General features: G+C 60.3%; 16 protein-coding genes. 9 read left to right on the forward strand and 7 right to left on the reverse strand.

Translation table 11 applies throughout. From position 1 onward, the window contains the following. Positions 1–33: 33 nt before the first annotated feature. Positions 34–615: a DUF3576 domain-containing protein gene (locus tag OEZ71_RS15780; protein ID WP_263740987.1), complete on the reverse strand. Its 582-nt coding sequence runs from the start codon at positions 613–615 to the stop codon at positions 34–36. A 256-nt stretch (positions 616–871) separates the two neighbouring features. Here OEZ71_RS15780 and OEZ71_RS15785 point away from each other — a divergent pair, with 256 nt between their 5' ends. The 3 genes from OEZ71_RS15785 (at position 872) to OEZ71_RS15795 (ending at position 4,826) form a co-directional block, all read left to right on the forward strand. Further along, positions 872–1,882 carry a porin gene (locus tag OEZ71_RS15785; protein WP_263740988.1) on the forward strand — a complete coding sequence of 337 codons (1,011 nt, stop codon included), beginning with the start codon at positions 872–874 and terminating at the stop codon, positions 1,880–1,882. Positions 1,883–2,014: 132 nt separating this feature from the next. After that, positions 2,015–4,186 (forward strand): tetratricopeptide repeat-containing sulfotransferase family protein, encoded by a 2,172-nt coding sequence (locus tag OEZ71_RS15790; RefSeq protein ID WP_263740989.1) that lies wholly within the window; start codon positions 2,015–2,017, stop codon positions 4,184–4,186. Beyond that, positions 4,173–4,826, forward strand: a complete 654-nt coding sequence (locus OEZ71_RS15795) for a YggS family pyridoxal phosphate-dependent enzyme (protein WP_263740990.1) — start codon at positions 4,173–4,175, stop codon at positions 4,824–4,826. Before OEZ71_RS15790 ends, OEZ71_RS15795 begins: the two co-directional genes overlap by 14 nt. A gap of 11 nt (positions 4,827–4,837) precedes the next feature. Here the strand turns inward: OEZ71_RS15795 and OEZ71_RS15800 are convergent, their stop codons facing one another. Beyond that, positions 4,838–5,497, reverse strand: a complete 660-nt coding sequence (locus OEZ71_RS15800; RefSeq protein ID WP_263740991.1) for a class II aldolase/adducin family protein — start codon at positions 5,495–5,497, stop codon at positions 4,838–4,840. A 160-nt stretch (positions 5,498–5,657) separates the two neighbouring features. Between OEZ71_RS15800 and OEZ71_RS15805 the strand changes: the two genes are divergently transcribed. After that, positions 5,658–7,031, forward strand: coding sequence for an ArnT family glycosyltransferase (locus OEZ71_RS15805; RefSeq protein ID WP_263740992.1), 1,374 nt, complete (start codon positions 5,658–5,660; stop codon positions 7,029–7,031). Between the two features lie 42 nt (positions 7,032–7,073). Here the strand turns inward: OEZ71_RS15805 and OEZ71_RS15810 are convergent, their stop codons facing one another. Then, complete coding sequence (locus OEZ71_RS15810) at positions 7,074–7,607, reverse strand: invasion associated locus B family protein (RefSeq protein WP_412175641.1); 534 nt, start codon at positions 7,605–7,607, stop codon at positions 7,074–7,076. A gap of 160 nt (positions 7,608–7,767) precedes the next feature. On the opposite strand from OEZ71_RS15810, the gene OEZ71_RS15815 reads away from it, so the two are divergent. Beyond that, positions 7,768–8,763, forward strand: a complete 996-nt coding sequence (locus tag OEZ71_RS15815; RefSeq protein WP_263740993.1) for an asparaginase — start codon at positions 7,768–7,770, stop codon at positions 8,761–8,763. Between the two features lie 61 nt (positions 8,764–8,824). Here the strand turns inward: OEZ71_RS15815 and serB are convergent, their stop codons facing one another. Continuing rightward, complete coding sequence (gene serB, locus OEZ71_RS15820; protein WP_263740994.1) at positions 8,825–9,697, reverse strand: phosphoserine phosphatase SerB; 873 nt, start codon at positions 9,695–9,697, stop codon at positions 8,825–8,827. Positions 9,698–9,850: 153 nt separating this feature from the next. Between serB and OEZ71_RS15825 the strand changes: the two genes are divergently transcribed. The 4 genes from OEZ71_RS15825 to OEZ71_RS15840 all read left to right on the forward strand — a co-directional run bounded on the left by OEZ71_RS15825 (position 9,851) and on the right by OEZ71_RS15840 (position 14,733). Next, positions 9,851–11,008, forward strand: coding sequence for a phosphoserine transaminase (locus tag OEZ71_RS15825; protein ID WP_263740995.1), 1,158 nt, complete (start codon positions 9,851–9,853; stop codon positions 11,006–11,008). A gap of 77 nt (positions 11,009–11,085) precedes the next feature. After that, entirely contained in the window at positions 11,086–12,681 is a 1,596-nt protein-coding gene (gene serA, locus OEZ71_RS15830; protein WP_263740996.1) for a phosphoglycerate dehydrogenase, read from the forward strand. Between the two features lie 94 nt (positions 12,682–12,775). Further along, the gene (gene arfB / locus OEZ71_RS15835; RefSeq protein ID WP_263740997.1) at positions 12,776–13,195 is read left to right on the forward strand and encodes an alternative ribosome rescue aminoacyl-tRNA hydrolase ArfB; all 420 of its coding nucleotides are present in this window, start codon (positions 12,776–12,778) and stop codon (positions 13,193–13,195) included. A gap of 119 nt (positions 13,196–13,314) precedes the next feature. After that, on the forward strand, positions 13,315–14,733 hold the full coding sequence (locus OEZ71_RS15840; protein WP_263740998.1) for an oligosaccharide flippase family protein: 1,419 nt from the start codon (positions 13,315–13,317) through the stop codon (positions 14,731–14,733). A gap of 18 nt (positions 14,734–14,751) precedes the next feature. Here the strand turns inward: OEZ71_RS15840 and OEZ71_RS15845 are convergent, their stop codons facing one another. The 3 genes from OEZ71_RS15845 to xrtD are packed head-to-tail and all read right to left on the reverse strand — an operon-like array spanning position 14,752 to position 17,675. Then, the gene (locus tag OEZ71_RS15845; RefSeq protein ID WP_263740999.1) at positions 14,752–15,333 is read right to left on the reverse strand and encodes an acyltransferase; all 582 of its coding nucleotides are present in this window, start codon (positions 15,331–15,333) and stop codon (positions 14,752–14,754) included. A 60-nt stretch (positions 15,334–15,393) separates the two neighbouring features. After that, positions 15,394–16,035 carry a rhomboid family intramembrane serine protease gene (locus tag OEZ71_RS15850; protein ID WP_263741000.1) on the reverse strand — a complete coding sequence of 214 codons (642 nt, stop codon included), beginning with the start codon at positions 16,033–16,035 and terminating at the stop codon, positions 15,394–15,396. A gap of 41 nt (positions 16,036–16,076) precedes the next feature. Beyond that, entirely contained in the window at positions 16,077–17,675 is a 1,599-nt protein-coding gene (gene xrtD, locus OEZ71_RS15855) for a VPLPA-CTERM-specific exosortase XrtD (protein WP_263741001.1), read from the reverse strand. Positions 17,676–17,818 lie beyond the last annotated feature (143 nt).

Genomic DNA, 17,818 nt, shown 5'->3' on the forward strand with positions numbered 1-17,818 from the left:
GTCCCTAAGCGCGTTCAGGCGTCGGAAAAAACCTTAAAGCTTGCTGTCCTGAATGCGCAACTGCCGCGCCCGGGTCAGAATCGCATCCTCGACCGCACGCTGGGTCGCCGGATCGACCGGGCCGGACTGCGTCGCCAGCGCCACTTTCAGAGAGCGGGCGTCGAGTGCCGGATCCTGCACATAGATCGTCGCGCGATAGGCACGTCCGCCACCCGGCGGCGTGCCGTAGCCGGTGACGATCACGCCCGAAAAGGGATCGACGGTCTGGATCGGCAGGAAATCAAGGATTTCAAGCGAGGCTTGCCAGAGATACGAGTTTACCTCGACCGTGTTGTTCGGATCGGCTTTATTCCCGAACAGGTCGAACAGCCCCCCGCGCTTCTGGTTTGCTCGCGCGCTTTCGGTTCGGGATTTCGACTTGGTGGAAAGGCCTTCGTTCACGCCACGCTGCCTCTCGGCAGCGGCCTCGCGCTCCGCAATGTCTTCTGCGGTTAGCGGGGCTGGGGTGCTGCGACGAAAGAGGCCGCTATCGCCGGAACCGATTCCATTGCAGGCGCCAAGGCTGGCGATCAGCCCCGTCAGAATCGCCCCGCGCATGATGTTGAGGACCTTCATGACCCACCCCGCGACTGTCGTTTCACGCTGTCTAACCGAGCCACTGGACGTGAACAAGGCTTTTCAGGTCAGGGGTTTCGCCGGGAATCTACCTCGGCTGCCGGGAACTGTGGCAAGTCTGCACCATCATTCACGAGTCTTCCCCGCCCTTGGGTCCTTTCCGTTGCATTGCGGGGGCGCAGGGCGGAAATAGAAGCATACCCAATTCGGATTCCCCTGAGTTGGGCCTACCTTATGATCAACGAGGGAATACGAAATGAAAAAGATCCTTCTCGCATCCACCGCGATCGTCGGCTTCGCCGGCGCCGCGTCGGCTGCTGAAATCACCCTGTCGGGCTACGCCGAAATCGGTATCTTCGGCGGTGACGACGTTGAAACCCAGTTCCACAATGACTGGCAGGTCAACTTCAACTTCTCCGGCACCACGGACAACGGCCTTGAGTTTGGCGGTAAGGTCCAGATCGAAGAAAACAACAGCCCGTCGTCCACCAATGGCGGCCTGTCGATCGACGACGAGGCCTTCTGGGTTTCGGGCGCGTTCGGTAAAGTCACGCTCGGTGAAACCGATGGCGCCTACGACTGGGCTCTCTCGGAAATCTACACCGGCACCAGCATCTTCGATGACCACTCCACCCACGCTGGTGCGTACTGGTTTACCGGCCTCGACGGCGCCTATGACAACCAGATCATCCGCTACGAGTACTCGTTCGGTGACTTCGCGGTTGCGATCTCGGCCGAGCAGGACGATGGCCGCACCGTCACCGCATCGAGCGCGACGATCAGCGGCGTGCCGGTCACGACCATCCGCACGATCTTCAACTCCGGCCGTCCGACGCTCGACACGATCTGGTCGATCGGTGGTAAGTGGTCCGGCAACATGAACGGCGTCGACCTTTCGGCTGGTGTCGGTTACCAGTCCGGCGAAAACGCTGACACTTGGGGTCTGAGCGGTTCTGCTGGCTTCTCGAACGGCATGTCGGTAGCTCTGGGCTATGCCGATTTCTCGTTCGGCAGCAACGATTCCAGCTGGTGGGGCATCGGCGTTGCCTACACCCCGACGACCATGCCGGCACTGACAGTCGGCGCGAACTACGGCGCCTATGACTTGGGGACCTCCAACGACCCAAGCGGCTTCGGTCTCGTCGCCAACTACGACCTCGGCGGCGGCGCGGTTGCGATGGCCGGCTACGGTTCGAGCAACAAGGGCGTGTCGTTCAACGGTAACGGCGAAGACACCTTCTCGCTGGGTCTCGGCCTGTCGTTCTGATCGAACGATCCTGACTATGGAAAGAGCGGGCATATTGTCCGCTCTTTTCTTTTTTGATGCGCCGCTCCAACTCGACTTCGGCGGATGCCACGTCTATGGTCGGGCGCAATTCAATAGACAATCGGAAAGCCAATGATGGCCGTGTTGAGCGCGAGCAAAATCCAGGCAACATACGCCAAGGCACTGAAGCTGCAAACTGAAAAAGATTTCAAGGCCGCCTTGCAGACATATGGGCGTATCCTGAAGAGCAATCCCGATATCGCCGAAGCGCACTATCAGATTGGTCGGATACTGTGCCAGACCGACGCGGCGATAAGAGCTTTGCCGCATCTTCGGAAAGCGGTGGAACTGCGTCCAAATGAGCGGGCGGTCTGGGAAGCTTTGGCCGAAGGTATCGCCTTGGGCGGAACGCGCGCCCAGGAAGCGGAGTTCCTCCGCGATCTGAAACAATCCCGCATTCCACCCGAAGCAAAACTGCGCCTGCAAGATCGTTTCGGATCGCTGCGTGCAGCCTCGCGTCCCGCGACCGGTGGCATGCCTATCGACGATATCCACAGACTGTTAGGCCAGATGAGCTTGGGACGATTCGCGGACGTAGAACGCGCAGCGGCCTTGGCAGTAAAAAAGTTTCCGAAATCGGCCGTGGCGTTCAATATTCTCGGTGCAGCCAGCATGATACTCGGAAAGACCCAGCAAGCGGGGGCGGCATTCAAGGCGGCGGTTCGCTTGGATCCGAATTATGCCGAAGCTTACGAGTACTACGGACGCTTATGTATGGAAGCCGGACGTGATGACGAGGCAGGCGAGTATTTCCGCAGGGCCGTTATTCTTGCACCCGGGCTTTTGTCCGCGCTTGGGGGATTGGCCAGTCTGCAAACCAAACTGGGCCACGCCGCAGCCGCTTTGCCCCTTTTGGAGAGGGCAATCGAGATCGACAGCAACTCGGCAGATATCTATCGCGCTTTGGGTAACGCGCTGAGTCGTCTGCGTAAATACGAAGCTGCCGAACAGGCTCTTCAAAAGGCAGTCGACCTCCATTCCGGACCAGTGTCGGCTGACATGGTTGCCCTTCTCGCGCAATCGAAAGCCAGGCTGGGCAAGGATGAAGATGCTCTTGGCCTGTTCGATCGAGCCCTTGACCTCAATCCGGACGCTCCCTTGGCGGTTAGCGGAAAAGCACAGTTACTGCAGACGCTCGGCAGATTCGACGATGCAAAGGATCTGTTTGAAAAGGGCTTTGAAATCGATCCCAACAATGGCGAAAACTATCGGCTCTTTTCCGCATCGTACAAGGCGAAAGCGGGCGATCCTTTTATCGGAATGATGCGCAAGAAATACGAAGATCCGGCGCTGGGCGATTCAGACAGGATGAATCTAGGTTTCGCGATTGCCAAGTCATTGGAGGACATCAAAGATTATCCTGAAGTTTTCCGGTATCTGGACGAAGCAAACGCGCTAATGCGCAAAGCCTTCCCGTACGACGTTTCCCGTCGTCGCAAGGATGTTGAACTCGTGCAGAAGGCATTCGGTGACTTCGACTGGTATGGAGCGAAGGTTGAGGGAACGACCGACTTTGCGCCAATCTTCGTTACTGGCATGCCGCGATCTGGAACGACACTCATCGAGCAAATCATCTCCAGTCACTCGAACGTGACGGGCGCCGGCGAGGTCGGAGAAGCCGCTGGCAATGCACATGCCATGGTCATCGTGCATGGCAGAAATCGGCAGATGTCGGACGTGCCCCACGAGGAAATCGCAAAACTTGGACATGATTATGAGGCGTTTATCCACTCGCGCTTCCCGGAAGCGCAGCAGATCACAGATAAGTCGATCCAGAGCTATATGAGCCTTGGTGCGCTTAAGCTTGCAATGCCGAAGGCGCGGTTCGTCGTTGTGCGCCGGGACCCGCGCGACAATCTTCTGTCGATCTACAAGAACAAATTCCCGGACGATACGCATCTTTACGCATACGACCAGCGTGACCTTGGTCTCTACTACGATACATTCGTGGATATGATCGATTTCTGGCGCGAAAGGGTGCCGGATTGGTTCTATGAGGTTCAGTATGAGGAGCTTGTCGCCAATCCTGAGGAAGAGACGCGCAAGCTGATCGCGGCTTGCGGGCTCGAATGGGAGGATGCCTGTCTCAATTTCCATGAAAACAAGCGCAAGATTGAAACCTTGTCGGTCTATCAGGCGCGTCAGCCGATCTCAAAGGCGTCCGTGGCGCTCTGGCAGCGCTATGAAAAGGACCTCAAGCCGATGCTCGATGCGTTGAAGGAAGGCGGGCATGTCCCTGGCTGATATCGTCGGGCGGCTGAACGCTGCCGAACGTGCGGCGGGTCGGGCGGAAGGCTCCGTGACGCTGATTGCCGTGTCCAAGGTGCAGCCGCTTGAGCGGGTCGAGGCGGTGCTGGCGGAGGGGCACCGGGTCTTTGGCGAGAACTATGTGCAGGAAGCGGCGGGCAAGTGGCCGGAATTGAAGGAGCGGTTCGCCGGAGTGTCGGTTCACATGATCGGGCCCTTGCAGACCAACAAGGCAAAAGCCGCCGTCGAACTGTTCGACGCGATCCACACGCTGGACAGACCGTCGCTGGCCCAGAAACTCGCACGTCTTGCGGACGCCCGCGGCACCTGTCCTGAGCTTTTCATTCAGGTCAATACCGGGTCCGAGCCGCAGAAGGCCGGCGTCTTGCCCGGTGATGTGGACGGGTTCATCGCCGATTGCCGTGGCCTTGGCCTGCCGCTCTCGGGTCTGATGTGCATTCCACCGGAAGACGCCGACAGCACGCCGCATTTCGCGATGCTGGCCGACATAGCCGAACGGAACGGTCTTGCCGGCCTGTCCATGGGGATGAGCGCCGATTTCGCGGCGGCCGTTGCGGCGGGGGCCACGCATGTGCGCGTCGGATCGGCAATATTCGGAGCCCGCGACTATCGCTGAGCGTGGCCGCGTCAGGCGTCGTGCTGTTGCCCCAACCCGTAGCCATTGAACTTGGCAAGAACTTCTTCGATCTGGTTGTCACTGAGCAGCGGCGGCTCGGTACCGGTTGCAAGGCAGGCGTGGTATTGCCGCGCCAGCGTCTCGACCTCGACCATGCGCCACATGGCTGTGGCCAGCGACGAGCCGACAACGATCACACCGTGATGCTTCAAAAGGCAGGCCGTGCGATCCTCAAGCGCGGTCAGGGCATGGGCCGAAAGTTCCGCCGAACCGAAGAGAGCGTAAGGCGCGCAGCGGATGTCCGAACCGCCGCATACTGCGACCATGTAGTGCAGTGGAGGGATCTTTTTCCCAAGGATGGCGAGCGTCGTGCAATAGGTCGGATGGGCGTGGACCACGGCATTCAAATCGGTGCGGCTGGCCAGAATATCGCGATGAAAGCGCCACTCGCTTGACGGGCGGTTACGGCCCTGCGGCGTGCCGTCCGGGGCGAGAAAGACGATATCCTCAGGTTCAAGCCTGTCATAGGGCATGCTCGTGGGCGTGATCAGAAGGCCGTCGCCATGTCGGACCGAGATATTGCCGGATGTGCCCTGATTGATCCCGGTGCGGTTCATTTCCAGGCAGCTCGATATGATGGCGGCGCGTTTTTCGTATTCTTCGCTGTCCATCGTTACCTCTTGTTTTATATCCCTACGATCACCAACCGAACGGTAAGCCGGGTGCGTTCCGATTGATATCCCACAATAGGGACGGTTTCGTTCTTTGTTGCGTGTCGTGGTGGGTCAGTCCTGATAGCATGGTGCAGAGGCAGTCGAGGACAATCAGCGTATGCAGCGCGATGGGACAATTACCACCGGCCTGTGGTTCGGAATTTTCTGCGCCTATTTCGCGGTTCAGGCAATTCTGCGCATCTCGGTTCTCGGTCCGGCGCTGGAACTGGACGAAGCCGAGGCGTTCTGGTTTTCGCGGGACCTTGCACTTGGTTATGGCGCGCAGCCTCCTCTTTATTTCTGGCTTCAATGGATCGCCTTTGAGTTATTCGGCCAGTCGGTCATCGGTCTGACGGTGCTGAAAAACCTCATTCTGGCTGCGACCTCAGTGGCGGTTTTCGCGGTGTTTCGCCCGTTCGTTCCCCCCGCCATCGCCGGGGCGGCGGCCCTTTCGCTCGGGCTGTTGCCCGAAATTTCGTGGGAGGCGCAGCGCGCCCTGACGCATTCGGCGCTAGTGCTTCTTATGTCCGCTTTGACCCTGCTCGCCGTGCGGCGAGCGATGGAGGACGGGCGTTGGGGGAGTTGCGTTCTGCTCGGTTTGACTCTCGGCTTCGGTATGTTGTCGAAGCACAACTACCATCTTCTGTGGGTCGCGATCGCTCTGGCGGTGGTCACCGATCGCCGGATGCGGGCGGCGATGAACTGGCCGCGCCTTTTGCTGTCCGCCGCGATCGCAGTTCTGATGGTGCTTCCCTACGTTTACTGGGTGATTGGCCATCCGGAGCGTGCCACGGGGAGCGTGCAGAAGCTCGGCCTGACCGATTTTGGGTTTTTCGCAGCGCGCTTGCAGGGGATCGCCGATCTGGTCAGCATGCTCGTCGGGTTCTTCGCATTGGCGATCCTTTGGCTGGCGCCCGCCGTCATTCTGAAGCGCAAACATCTCCGTCCTGAGAGTTCCGACCAAGCCCGATTTCTCTGCCGTGTGGTTGTCAGCGCCTTTATCATAGTGCTGCTGCTGGTCGTCGTGGGTGGCGTCACGAACATCCGGGGCCGCTGGATCATGCCGCTTCTGTGGCCGGCGGTTCCGCTGTTTGTTGTTGCCCTCTGGCCGCTTCTCTCGGCGCGCGGTCGGCAGTACCTGACCGTCAGTTTCGGCGCGCTCTGGCTGGTAGTGATGGCAGCCCTGACAATGGTGACAAGCTATCGGGACGCTGACTTCAGAATGGCCTATACCCAATTGCCCGAAAACCTGCCGATCATCTGCGCGCAAACCTGGGTGCTTGGCAATCTCGCTATGATCGCGCCGGACCGGCCAGTTTATATGGTTTCGGATGATGACATCCCGACTGGAGAGGCCATTCTGATTGCGCCGGTGGGCGGAATGGCCCAGTTAACCCGCGATCTCGGCTACGGACAGGACGTTACCGTGGCACCGCTCGATCTCGGACCCGCCAAACTGAGCCGCGTATTCGAATACGCGGTCATAGATTAGACGGACCGATAAGATCTCGCGGCTGAAAGGACCCTGACGCGCTCAGCCCGCGCAGCGTTTCTCGGCCTGATCAAGCGCCGAACTGACGCCGATGAGGGAGAACGTGTCCTTTGTCTGCGTGCCGCGCGACGAACGGGCTGTCAGGACTGCCGATGCGCCAGCCTTCAGCGCCGCGACGATCTTGGCGTCTTCGTCTGGCGAGCCGGACCACGCCCATTCCGGGCTGTCGGTAAAGGTCGAGAGTTCGAACTTCGTGCCGCCGATATCGACCGAAACAGTCGAGCCTTCGGCGAAGGGATACCCGCCGGTGAAGGAAAGTTCGACCGGATTGCCGGGACGATAGGTCACGAAGAGCAGGATATCGCCGCGGCGCACCGAAACCGGGTTACCGTCCTTGGTGTTGACCGTCTCGGTCGGTGCCGAAACCGCCCAGCATTCCTTCGGGTTCTCGTCGACAAAGACGCTCCATGCGGTTTCCGCCGCGACCCTGTTGGTCGAAACCTGCGCCTGCACAGCTGGTGCCAGTGCCAGTGTCAAAAGAACCGCGCCCGTGGCGCGCAGCATCGGTGAATTCATCTCCGCAGCCTCCTGCTGGTGCCTCTCACGGGGTCCGCCGTTCTGCCTTCGCGGCGTTTTCCAATGGCAGGGCATCCGTCAACTCGATATGGACGTCTTAGCCCAAATACAAAGGGCTGGGAAAGCCCCGGTGGCATAAAATCGCGCAAGGGTGAGGAAGATGGCTGCGGTTCCGATGGTCGAGCTTTGGCGCGGCGGTATTCTGGAGAGCATGCATGCCGGTCATGCAGTGATCTGCGATGACAAAGGCGGGATCGTCGAGGCGTGGGGAGACCCTGAAGCCGTCATCTTCCCGCGGTCTTCCTGCAAGATGGTCCAGGCTCTGCCGTTGATCGAAAGCGGCGCGGCAGCGGCATATGGCTTGAGTGACGCCCAACTCGCGCTTGCCTGTGCCAGCCATAACGGCGCAGCGATTCATACCGGTCCGGTCGTGCGTTGGCTGGCCGATCTTGGGCTGGGCGAAGCCGACCTTCGCTGCGGGCCGCAGATGCCCGATGACCGCGATGCGCGCAAGGGGCTGATCTGTTCCGACACCAAGCCGTGCCAGTTGCATAACAATTGCTCTGGGAAACACACGGGCTTTCTGACGCTGAACAAGCATCTGAACGGCGGTCCCGAATATATCGACCCGGATCATCCAGTGCAGCGCGCAGTGCGTGCGGTATTCGAGGAGGTCACAGACCTGCCGTCTCCCGGCTTCGGCATCGATGGCTGTTCGGCACCAAACTTCGCGACGACGATGCACGGGCTCGCGCGCGCGATGGCGTTCTTTGCCACGGCACATGGCCGGGATGGCCTGCGGGACCGGGCTGCCACGCGGCTCGTCGGCGCGATGATGGCCTATCCCGAACTTGTCGCCGGCGAGGGACGCGCCTGCACCAATCTGATGCGGGCGATGGGGGGACGTGTCGCGGTAAAGACCGGGGCCGAGGCGGTGTTCACCGCAATCCTGCCCGACCTGAAGCGCGGCATCGCGGTCAAGATCATGGATGGTGCTGACCGCGCGTCCGAGGCGGTGATCACGGCGCTGCTGATCCGGGTCGGCGCGCTCGACCGCAACCATCCGGTTGTCGAACGCTATCTGACCGGGCCTGTTCTCAACCGTCGCGGGATTGCCGCCGCCGAGATGAGGCTCGCGCCCGGATTTACGAGCTGAGACTGGCGGTCATGCACAACATCCCCCTAAGAACAGACCTGCTTCTGGACACTCAGCCAAATCAGACGAAATCCCCGACCGCGTAACCCTGAATATAGAGCAGGGCGGTCAGGTCGCCGTGATTGATGCGGATGTCACATTGCGCCGCGACGGATGGCTTGGCGTGCAACGCGACCCCGGCCCCGGCAAGCGAGAGCATGCCCAGATCATTGGCACCGTCCCCAACCGCCATCACCGCGTCATGGCTGATGCCCAGCCGTTCGGAGATATCCTTCAGCGCGGCAACCTTGGCCTCACGGCCGACAATGGGGCGACCGACATCCCCGGTCAGGCGGCCATCCTCGGTCAGAAGCGTATTGGCACGGTCTTCGTCAAAGCCGAGATGGGCTGCAACGGCAGAAGTAAACGCCGTGAACCCGCCCGAGACCAAAGCCGCGTAACCACCATTGGCCTTCATCGTTGCGATCAACTCGCGCCCGCCCGGCGTATAGGTGATCCGCTCCGCCAGAACCTGCCCGATGACCTCTTCCGGAAGCCCTTTCAAAAGGCCGACACGTTCCAGCAGGGCACCTTCGAAATCCAATTCGCCATTCATCGCTCGCGCCGTGATATCGGCGACCCGGGCACCGACGCCGGCCATATTGGCCAGTTCGTCGATGCATTCCTGCCCGATCATGGTCGAATCCATATCGGCCAGCAGCATCACCTTCCGCCGCCCTTCGGCCCGCTGCACCACCAGATCGACGCCGATCCCCTGCAGCCCCTGCCAGACGTCCCAGCGGTTCACGGGAACCCCGGTCATGGAAAACTCCGCGGCCACCCCGGGGTTAAGCCAAAGCGCCTCGCCCCCGCCCCAGGCATCACGAAGAGATTCGACCGCCGTCCGGTCAAGGTCGGCCCGTGCGGGGTTGGCCAGAAGTGTGGCGATGAACATGGCAAGTTTCCGATAGTGGACGGCTGGCGTCGGTTTTAGTCACTCAAGCGCCGCACTAGACCACTTTTCCCGCTTGTGCCAGCCCTCGGCCCGCTCTATCGCTGGCGGCGGGACACCCCTCCCCAACGAGGGGCGCTTATCTGGAAGGATACCATGAGCGATCTGACTATCCCGGCCGCGCGGCCGGTCAATCCGCGCTTCTCTTCGGGCCCCTGCACGAAGATCCCCGGCTTCACCCTCGATATGCTTGCCGATGCGCCTTTGGGCCGGTCGCACCGCGCCGCCATTGGCAAGGCCAAGCTGGCGGAGGCCATCGACCTTACCCGTGCAGTGCTTGACGTGCCCGCGGATTACCGCATTGGCATCGTGCCCGCCTCGGATACCGGCGCTGTCGAGATGGCGCTCTGGTCGCTTCTCGGCGCCCGTCCAGTCGAGATGCTGGCCTGGGAAAGCTTCGGTGAAGGCTGGGTCACGGATGTGGTCAAGCAGCTCAAGCTCGATGCGGTCGTGAAGAAAGCCCCCTATGGAGAGATCGTGGATTTCGGAACCGTCGATTTCGACAAGGATGTTGTCTTCACCTGGAATGGCACGACCAGCGGAGTGCGGCTGCCGAATGGCGACGCGATCCCGGCGGATCGTCAGGGCCTGACCATCTGCGACGCGACCTCGGCCGCCTTTGCGATGGATCTGCCGTTCGAGAAACTCGATGTGGTGACATTCAGCTGGCAGAAGGTTCTGGGCGGCGAAGGCGCGCATGGCGTGCTGATCCTTTCCCCCCGCGCGGTCGAGCGGCTGGAGAGCTACGCCCCGGCATGGCCCCTGCCGAAAATCTTCCGCATGACCAAGGGCGGCAAGCTGATCGAGGGCATTTTCAAGGGCGAGACGATCAATACGCCGTCGATGCTGTGTGTGGAGGATTACCTTGTCGCGCTGAAATGGGCGCAGTCGATCGGCGGCCGCAAGGGGCTGATCGCACGTGCCGATGCCAATGCGAAAGCGGTGCGGGATTTCATCGCGGGCAAGGGCTGGATTGCCGATCTGGCCGTCGATCCGGCGACCGCCTCGACCACTTCGGTCTGCCTGAAATTCACCGATCCGCGCATCGTGGATGGTGCGGCATTCGCCAAGGCGGTCGCCAAACGCTTGGAAAAAGAGGGTGTCGCCCTCGATGCCGGCGCCTATCGCGATGCACCTCCGGGCCTGCGCATCTGGTGCGGCTCTACGGTCGAGACCTCGGACGTTCAGGCGCTGATGCCCTGGATCGAATGGGCGTTTGAGACCGAGATCGCCGCGCAATCCGTCGCGGCCTGACCCCTGAATTGTCACCCCCGCACAAGCGGGGGCCTTACACCGATACCCGCCTGTGCGGGCATGACAGGATAGCAAAAATGGCACCCAAAGTACTCGTTTCCGACAAGCTCAGCGAAACCGCCGTGCAGATCTTCCGCGATCGGGGGGTCGAGGTAGATTTTGAGCCGGGCCTCGGCAAGGATAAGGATCGCCTGCTGGAGGTGATCGGCCAATATGACGGCCTCGCCATCCGCTCGGCGACCAAAGTCACCGAAAAAATCCTCGCCGCCGCCGACAATCTGAAAGTCATCGGCCGCGCCGGGATCGGGGTCGACAATGTCGATATCCCGGCCGCGTCGAAGAAGGGCGTGATCGTGATGAACACGCCGTTCGGAAATTCCGTCACCACCGCCGAACATGCCATCGCGATGATGTTCGCGGTCGCGCGGCAACTGCCGGAGGCAAGCACCTCCACCCATGACGGCAAATGGGAAAAGAACCGCTTCATGGGGGTGGAACTGTTCAACAAGACGCTCGGCGTGATCGGCGCGGGCAATATCGGCGGCATCGTCTGCGACCGGGCGCTTGGCCTGCACATGAAGGTCATCGCCTATGACCCGTTCCTGAGCGAGGAGCGGGCCAAGGCGATGGGTGTGACCAAAGTCGAACTGGACGAACTGCTGGCGCGGGCCGATTTCATCACGCTCCACGTGCCCCTGACCGACAAGACCCGCAACATCCTGTCGGCCGACAACATCGCCAAGGCGAAGAGGGGCGTGCGCATCATCAACTGCGCGCGTGGCGGTCTGGTCGATGAGGCGGCTCTGGCCGAGGCGCTGAAATCGGGCCATGTTGCGGGCGCGGCCTTTGACGTGTTTGAGACGGAACCGGCAACCGCCTCGCCGCTTTTCCACCTGCCGAATGTCGTCGTCACCCCGCATCTCGGTGCCGCCACGACCGAGGCTCAGGAAAACGTGGCCCTTCAGGTGGCCGAGCAGATGTCGGACTACCTGTTGACCGGGGCGGTGCAGAACGCGCTCAACATGCCCTCGGTCACCGCCGAGGAAGCAGCCGTGATGGGCCCGTGGCTGAAGCTGGCCCAGCATCTGGGCGCCTTCGCGGGCCAGATGACGGACGAGCCGGTCAAGGCGATCAATATCCTCTATGACGGAACGGTCGCGAAGATGAACCTGGAGGCGCTGAATTGCGGCGCCATCGCGGGCATCATGAAAGCCACGAACCCGGACGTGAACATGGTCTCGGCCCCAGTCGTGGCGCGGGAACGCGGCATTCAGATCTCGACCACGCATCAGGAAAAGGGCGGTGTCTTTGACGGCTACATGAAGCTGACCGTGGTGACGGGCAAGCGCGAACGCTCCATCGCGGGCACCGTTTTCAGCGACGGCAAGCCGCGTTTCATCCAGATCAAGGGCATCAATATCGACGCCGAGATCGGGGCGCATATGCTCTATACGACGAACGAGGATGTGCCGGGCATCATCGGCACGCTGGGCCATACGCTCGGCGATGCCGGGGTGAATATCGCGAACTTTACCCTTGGTCGTGCAGGGCAGGGTGGCGACGCGATCGCGCTTCTCTATCTCGACGAAGCACCGAAGGTGGAGGTGCTGCGCGCGCTAGAGGCCACCGGCAAGTTCAGCCAGGTCAAACCGCTGGTGTTCGACGTAGCGTGACAACAGCCGTTCGGGGCCGCGATCCGGCCCCGAATGATCCGCTGGGGCCATGCAGAAATGGACAGCCGCGGTCCTCCGGCTTATGACCGGAACCATGCTACGCATCATTGACGATATCGTTCTGGCTGACTGGGAACTGACCGAGAGCTTCTCGCGCTCTTCCGGGCCCGGCGGGCAGAACGTGAACAAAGTCGAGACCGCTGTTGAGCTGAGATTTGAGGCAGAGCGCAGCCCCAATCTGACCGACGCGGTGAAGAAACGGCTGAAACGTCTCGCCGGGCGGCGTTGGACACTGGACGGCGCGATCGTGATCCGCGCGGAGGAGACGCGCAGCCAGGCCCGCAACCGTGAAATCGCGCGTGAGCGACTGGTCGAACTGGTGCGCGAGGCTCTGGTTGCACCTAAAAGACGGATCGCGACTAAGCCGACATTGGGAAGCCAGAGGCGGCGGCTTGCTGCGAAGACAGCGCGTGGTCAGGTGAAGGCGCTGCGTGGCAAGATCGAAGACGAATAAGCGGTTTTGGCCGCCCTTTGTGGATCAAAGCGGTCTGGTGCGATGAGAATACTTGCGGTTTAGCGGAATAGCGCTGACAACGATGCTTATAGGCGCTTATTGGGACAAGTACGTTTGAGATGTTGAAGAAAGCCCTCATGCTCGTTTCGGGCAATGCCTTCGGGTCGGCGCTTCTTCTTTTGCGCAATCTGATCGTCGCGCGCCTGATCAGCCCCGAAGACTACGGTATCGCCGCAACATTCGCGATTTCAATGTCGCTGGTCGAGATGCTGTCTTATCTCGGTCTGAACCAGATGATCGTTGTCGACAAGGATGGCGACGATGAACACATGCAGAATGCATTGCAGGGATTTCAGCTTCTGCGCGGGATATTTTCCAGCACGGTCCTGTTCCTGATCGCCGTGCCCTATGCGCGATTTCTGGATATCGAACACGTCGCCTGGGCCTATCAAGTCATCGCATTGATTCCGCTGATCAGCGGGCTTCAGCATTACGATATGCACCGCCTGAAGCGGCATCTGAAGTTTGGACCATCTGTCATTGCGCAGGCCGTTCCGCCGTTGGTTTCGGTGCTCGCGCTCTGGCCGCTGGCGCTGATCTTCGATGACTACAGGATCATGCTTGTGGCACTCCTGGTTCAGGCGGTCGCCTTGGTTGCATTGTCCCACCTGACTGCCGAACGGCGCTACCGGCTTCAATTCGACATCGCGATCATGCGCAGCGCGACAAAGTTCGGCTGGCCGCTGCTTCTGAACGGTATCCTTCTTTTCGGCGTCTTCAACGGAGAAAGACTGATTGTTGGCCGGGAACTCGGGATGGGCCAGCTTGCAATCTTTTCCATGGCCATGACCCTTACCCTGACACCGACGCTGGTGCTGGCGGGGGCATGCCAGTCGCTGTTTCTGCCGCAGCTTTCCGGGGCGCTCGACAAACCGGGATCATTCCGCTGGCTCGGTGTTGCCTCGATCGAGGCAGGGCTTGCCATCGGCCTTCTTCTGATTTTGGGTGTTGTACTTTTAGGCGGGCCGCTGGTCCATCTGCTACTCGGGGACAAGTACCTGCCGATACTGAATATCCTTGTCCCGATTGCGGTCGTTCAGGCGATCCGCGTGATGAAATCGGGCAGTTCGACTGTGGCGCTTGCCAAGAAGATGTCCGGCAACTCGGCAGTTTCAAACCTGTTCCGCGTGATCTCGTTGCCGGTGTCCTGGGTCGCGCTCATCCAGACCGGAGAGGTCATGATGGTGATTTACATCGCCATGGCAGCCGAGGTTTTGGGATACCTCGTTTCAGTCTATCTGGTCGTCAAGCGAACGGAACTGACCTTGTCACCGCTGATCGTCCCTTCTGTTGTGGCCGCCCTGACCTGCATTGCTGCACTTGTGAGCGACTGGAACTATCCGCCAGAGCCTCATCTCGGCCCACATCTGCAGCACGGGTCGATGTGGCTGGTCGTTGCCTGCGGGCTTACCTCGCTGGCACTGATGTCCAATCTGCGCGGCTATCTGATACGTACCCTGCTTCGCCGCGAGCGGTAAGCTCGCCGTAACACACGGCTAGTGGCCCGTGCCGGCTTCGGGAATCCGCCGCTGTCCGACGACTTTCGCCGGATTGCCTGCCACGATGGCAAAGGCCGGAACATCCCTACGCACCACTGCACCCGCGCCTACGATCGCGTATTCGCCGATAGTCACGCCTGCCAGAACGACTGCACCATAGCCTAGCCAGACGTCGCGGCCGATCGTGATGTCGGCCTCATCCATTGCCTGTTCGGTAACCGGGCTGCCGTCGTTATAGCGATAGGTCGCGGCTGTGATCATGACGGACGGCGCGATCAGGACATCCGCTTCGATCACGATGCGGCCCGTGCCGGGGCCGGCCCAGATGCTTGTATTGGCGCCGATAGTCACGCCGTGCCCAAGTGAGATGTTGCGGCCATTGGCGAAACTCGCCGTCGGGCTGATGCGTTGGGTTCCGGTACGCTTCGTCTGACGCAACTCCGCGACGTGGGAATAGTTATAGTAGTTCAGAACTTTCAGCCCATGCGCATAGGCCCGTGGATCGAGAACCGAGCGGATCAGGCGCAGGAAACGCTGGAAACGGGTGGTCTTTGGCTTGGCGATCTTTCCACTCGTCATTTTCGTCCTTTCTCGCGGCACTGCCTGAAAGGTAAACGGCTGTGTCGGGCGGTCAATGCATCACCGCCTGAATACAGCCACAGCATAGACCCAGCCAACGACGAAACCACCGAGATGAGTTTCCCAAGCGAGTTGACCGTCGAGCGCCCACCAGAGCAAGAAGTTGATCACCAGTAGCAATAGCAGAACCTGCAATATCGGCCGAAGCGATAATCCGGAACGTCTGCGACGGATATAACCGTTTGCTACATAGGCACCGGCCAAACCGAAAAGAGCCCCGGACGCACCGATCATGGGGACATCCACAGGTCCGAGCAGGCCGAAACCCAGCGCACCGCCGAATTGCGATAGCGCATAGAGAAGAAGAAACCGCCGCGCGCCGTATCGTGCATAGAGATCCGGAGCGAGCGAAAGCAAGGCCATCAGGTTCATAGCCAGATGCAAGAAACCCGCATGCAGAAATCCGTAGGTCACGAACATCACAACAGCTTGGCCGCGATAGTTCGGCAGCCAGTCGTACAGCAGTCCTGCCCAAAAACCCCCGTACTGAAAGGCGTTCAACCGCGAATAGGGGCTCCACCACAGGCCAAGGTCCGCGCCGGTCAACAGCAGTTCGGGGATGACGATAAGCGCGGTCAGCATCCAGACGCCGGCAGGAATCCGAATGCCTGGACCTCTTGAATGCTGGGTCTTGTGACTCATGTAACTGATCCCGGCTTAGACAAGGCCCGGGTCCCGCGCTATCAGAAGGGCACGAAGCGGGGCAGGGTCGGCAGGCTTTCCCGCATGAAGCCGAGTAGACGTTCCTCAGCCTGGCTTTCGGTTTCATCCCCACCAATCGGCGTGACGAAGCGTACGAGCGCGCCATCGGTGCGGCCGAGGGTGAGGCTATCGGTCAGGACGCTGAGCTTGGCCCGCACATCATTAGACACCCGTTTGCCCCGGCCTTCAAACCAGTAATAAACGATCTGCCGGGCCAGTCCCTTCTGGATGACCGCCCGCACGGCGGTAAAGCGGCCATATCCGGCCTCGGTCATATCCACCGGCACTTCCTCAAAGGAATAGACTTCCCAACCACCGGTTGGCAGGCAAACCTCGGGCGAATGGATGCCCTGCCCTTCTGTCTGCTTGGAGTAATAGGCGACAAACATGCTGACTAGGTCGTCGCCTGGCCGCTGATAGAAAGCGTTCAGGTAGTCGTCGGCTCCCAACACACCGGCGATCTCTGGTTCCAGCGCCACCGTATAACTTTGCCAATCGTCGATCTGGCGCGGGAAGAGTACCAAAGGGTCGCGCGCTGCAGGGGTGGCAGGCGGTGCGGGCAAAGTGTGCCATGCCAGCGAAGCTGCACCGGTCAAGAGCATGCCGAGCAGAAGACCCGTTGAATACCGTATCGCGAAGATGCGTGCGAATATTCCTCCGAACCCCTGGAAGTCGAGATCGATCGCATCTGCAAGCGGCATCGGATTGGGTGTCAAGCGTTGCAAGCCGATGGCCATCAGGAACAGGATTCCGATGCAGAGAATGAAGATGACCCAGCCCTCGAAGAAATGCAGAAAACCTTCTGCCTGCTCGATCCCGTAACGGTCGACAAGAACCCCGATTACGCCAATGCGGAAGGAATTCATCAGCACCGTTAAGGGTGCCGCCGAGAGCAACAGCACGAGTTTGTGCCAGAGCGGACCACGGTAGAGGATCGCAAAAAGATATGAAAAGCTGAGGATCGGGAAAAGGTAACGTAAGCCCGAGCAGGCCTCGGCAACCTGAAGCTTGTACACGCCGAGGTCGATCACATTGCCTTCGAGATAGACCGCGACGCCCATCAGGCTCACGAACCAGACGCCGATGGCCGAAGACACCCATTGCAGGAAAATCGTGAGTTTCCAGTAGAGGATCTGCGGCAGCGGCAGCATGAAGACGAGATGAATTACCGGAAGCTGGTGCCGTCGGCCGCGATCCCAGCCAAAGACGGTCAGGACCACGCCGCCCACCCAGATAATCATCGCATAGGTGACGATATCCGGCACCCGCATCAGATTGCCGAGGGTCGCGACTGCAAGACCGAGCGCGATCACCAGAACGCCCGGCCACCGAACCACGGGGCTTATCGTCGGCCTCGGCATCCGGCGCAATTCGCGCAAGAAAAGGTACAGGGAGACTAGCGGAATGAGCGGTCCGTGACTGTATTCCGCGGTCGACCAGGCATCGGCAAGCGAAACAAATCCGATCCAGAAGATCGGCACCGATACCGCGAGGAGCAGCACGAAAAGCGTGAATCCGATCGGGCTCACACTCAGACTGTCGGTCTCAAATGGCCGGTCCGGGCGGGTTGAATGTGTCATGTCCTGTCTCGGCTACAATAGCTTGCAACCTAAGCGAAATTTTCCGGCAACACGACTGGATTCGGAATTGAACCGGTCAACTTGGCGTCAGCCGGTCCCATAGTGAATAGAACGTCGACGACGCTCCGCAACCGTGCCTATTG

The sequence above is a fragment of the Albidovulum litorale genome, assembly GCF_025751495.1.
Classification (GTDB): Bacteria; Pseudomonadota; Alphaproteobacteria; order Rhodobacterales; family Rhodobacteraceae; genus Albidovulum; species Albidovulum litorale.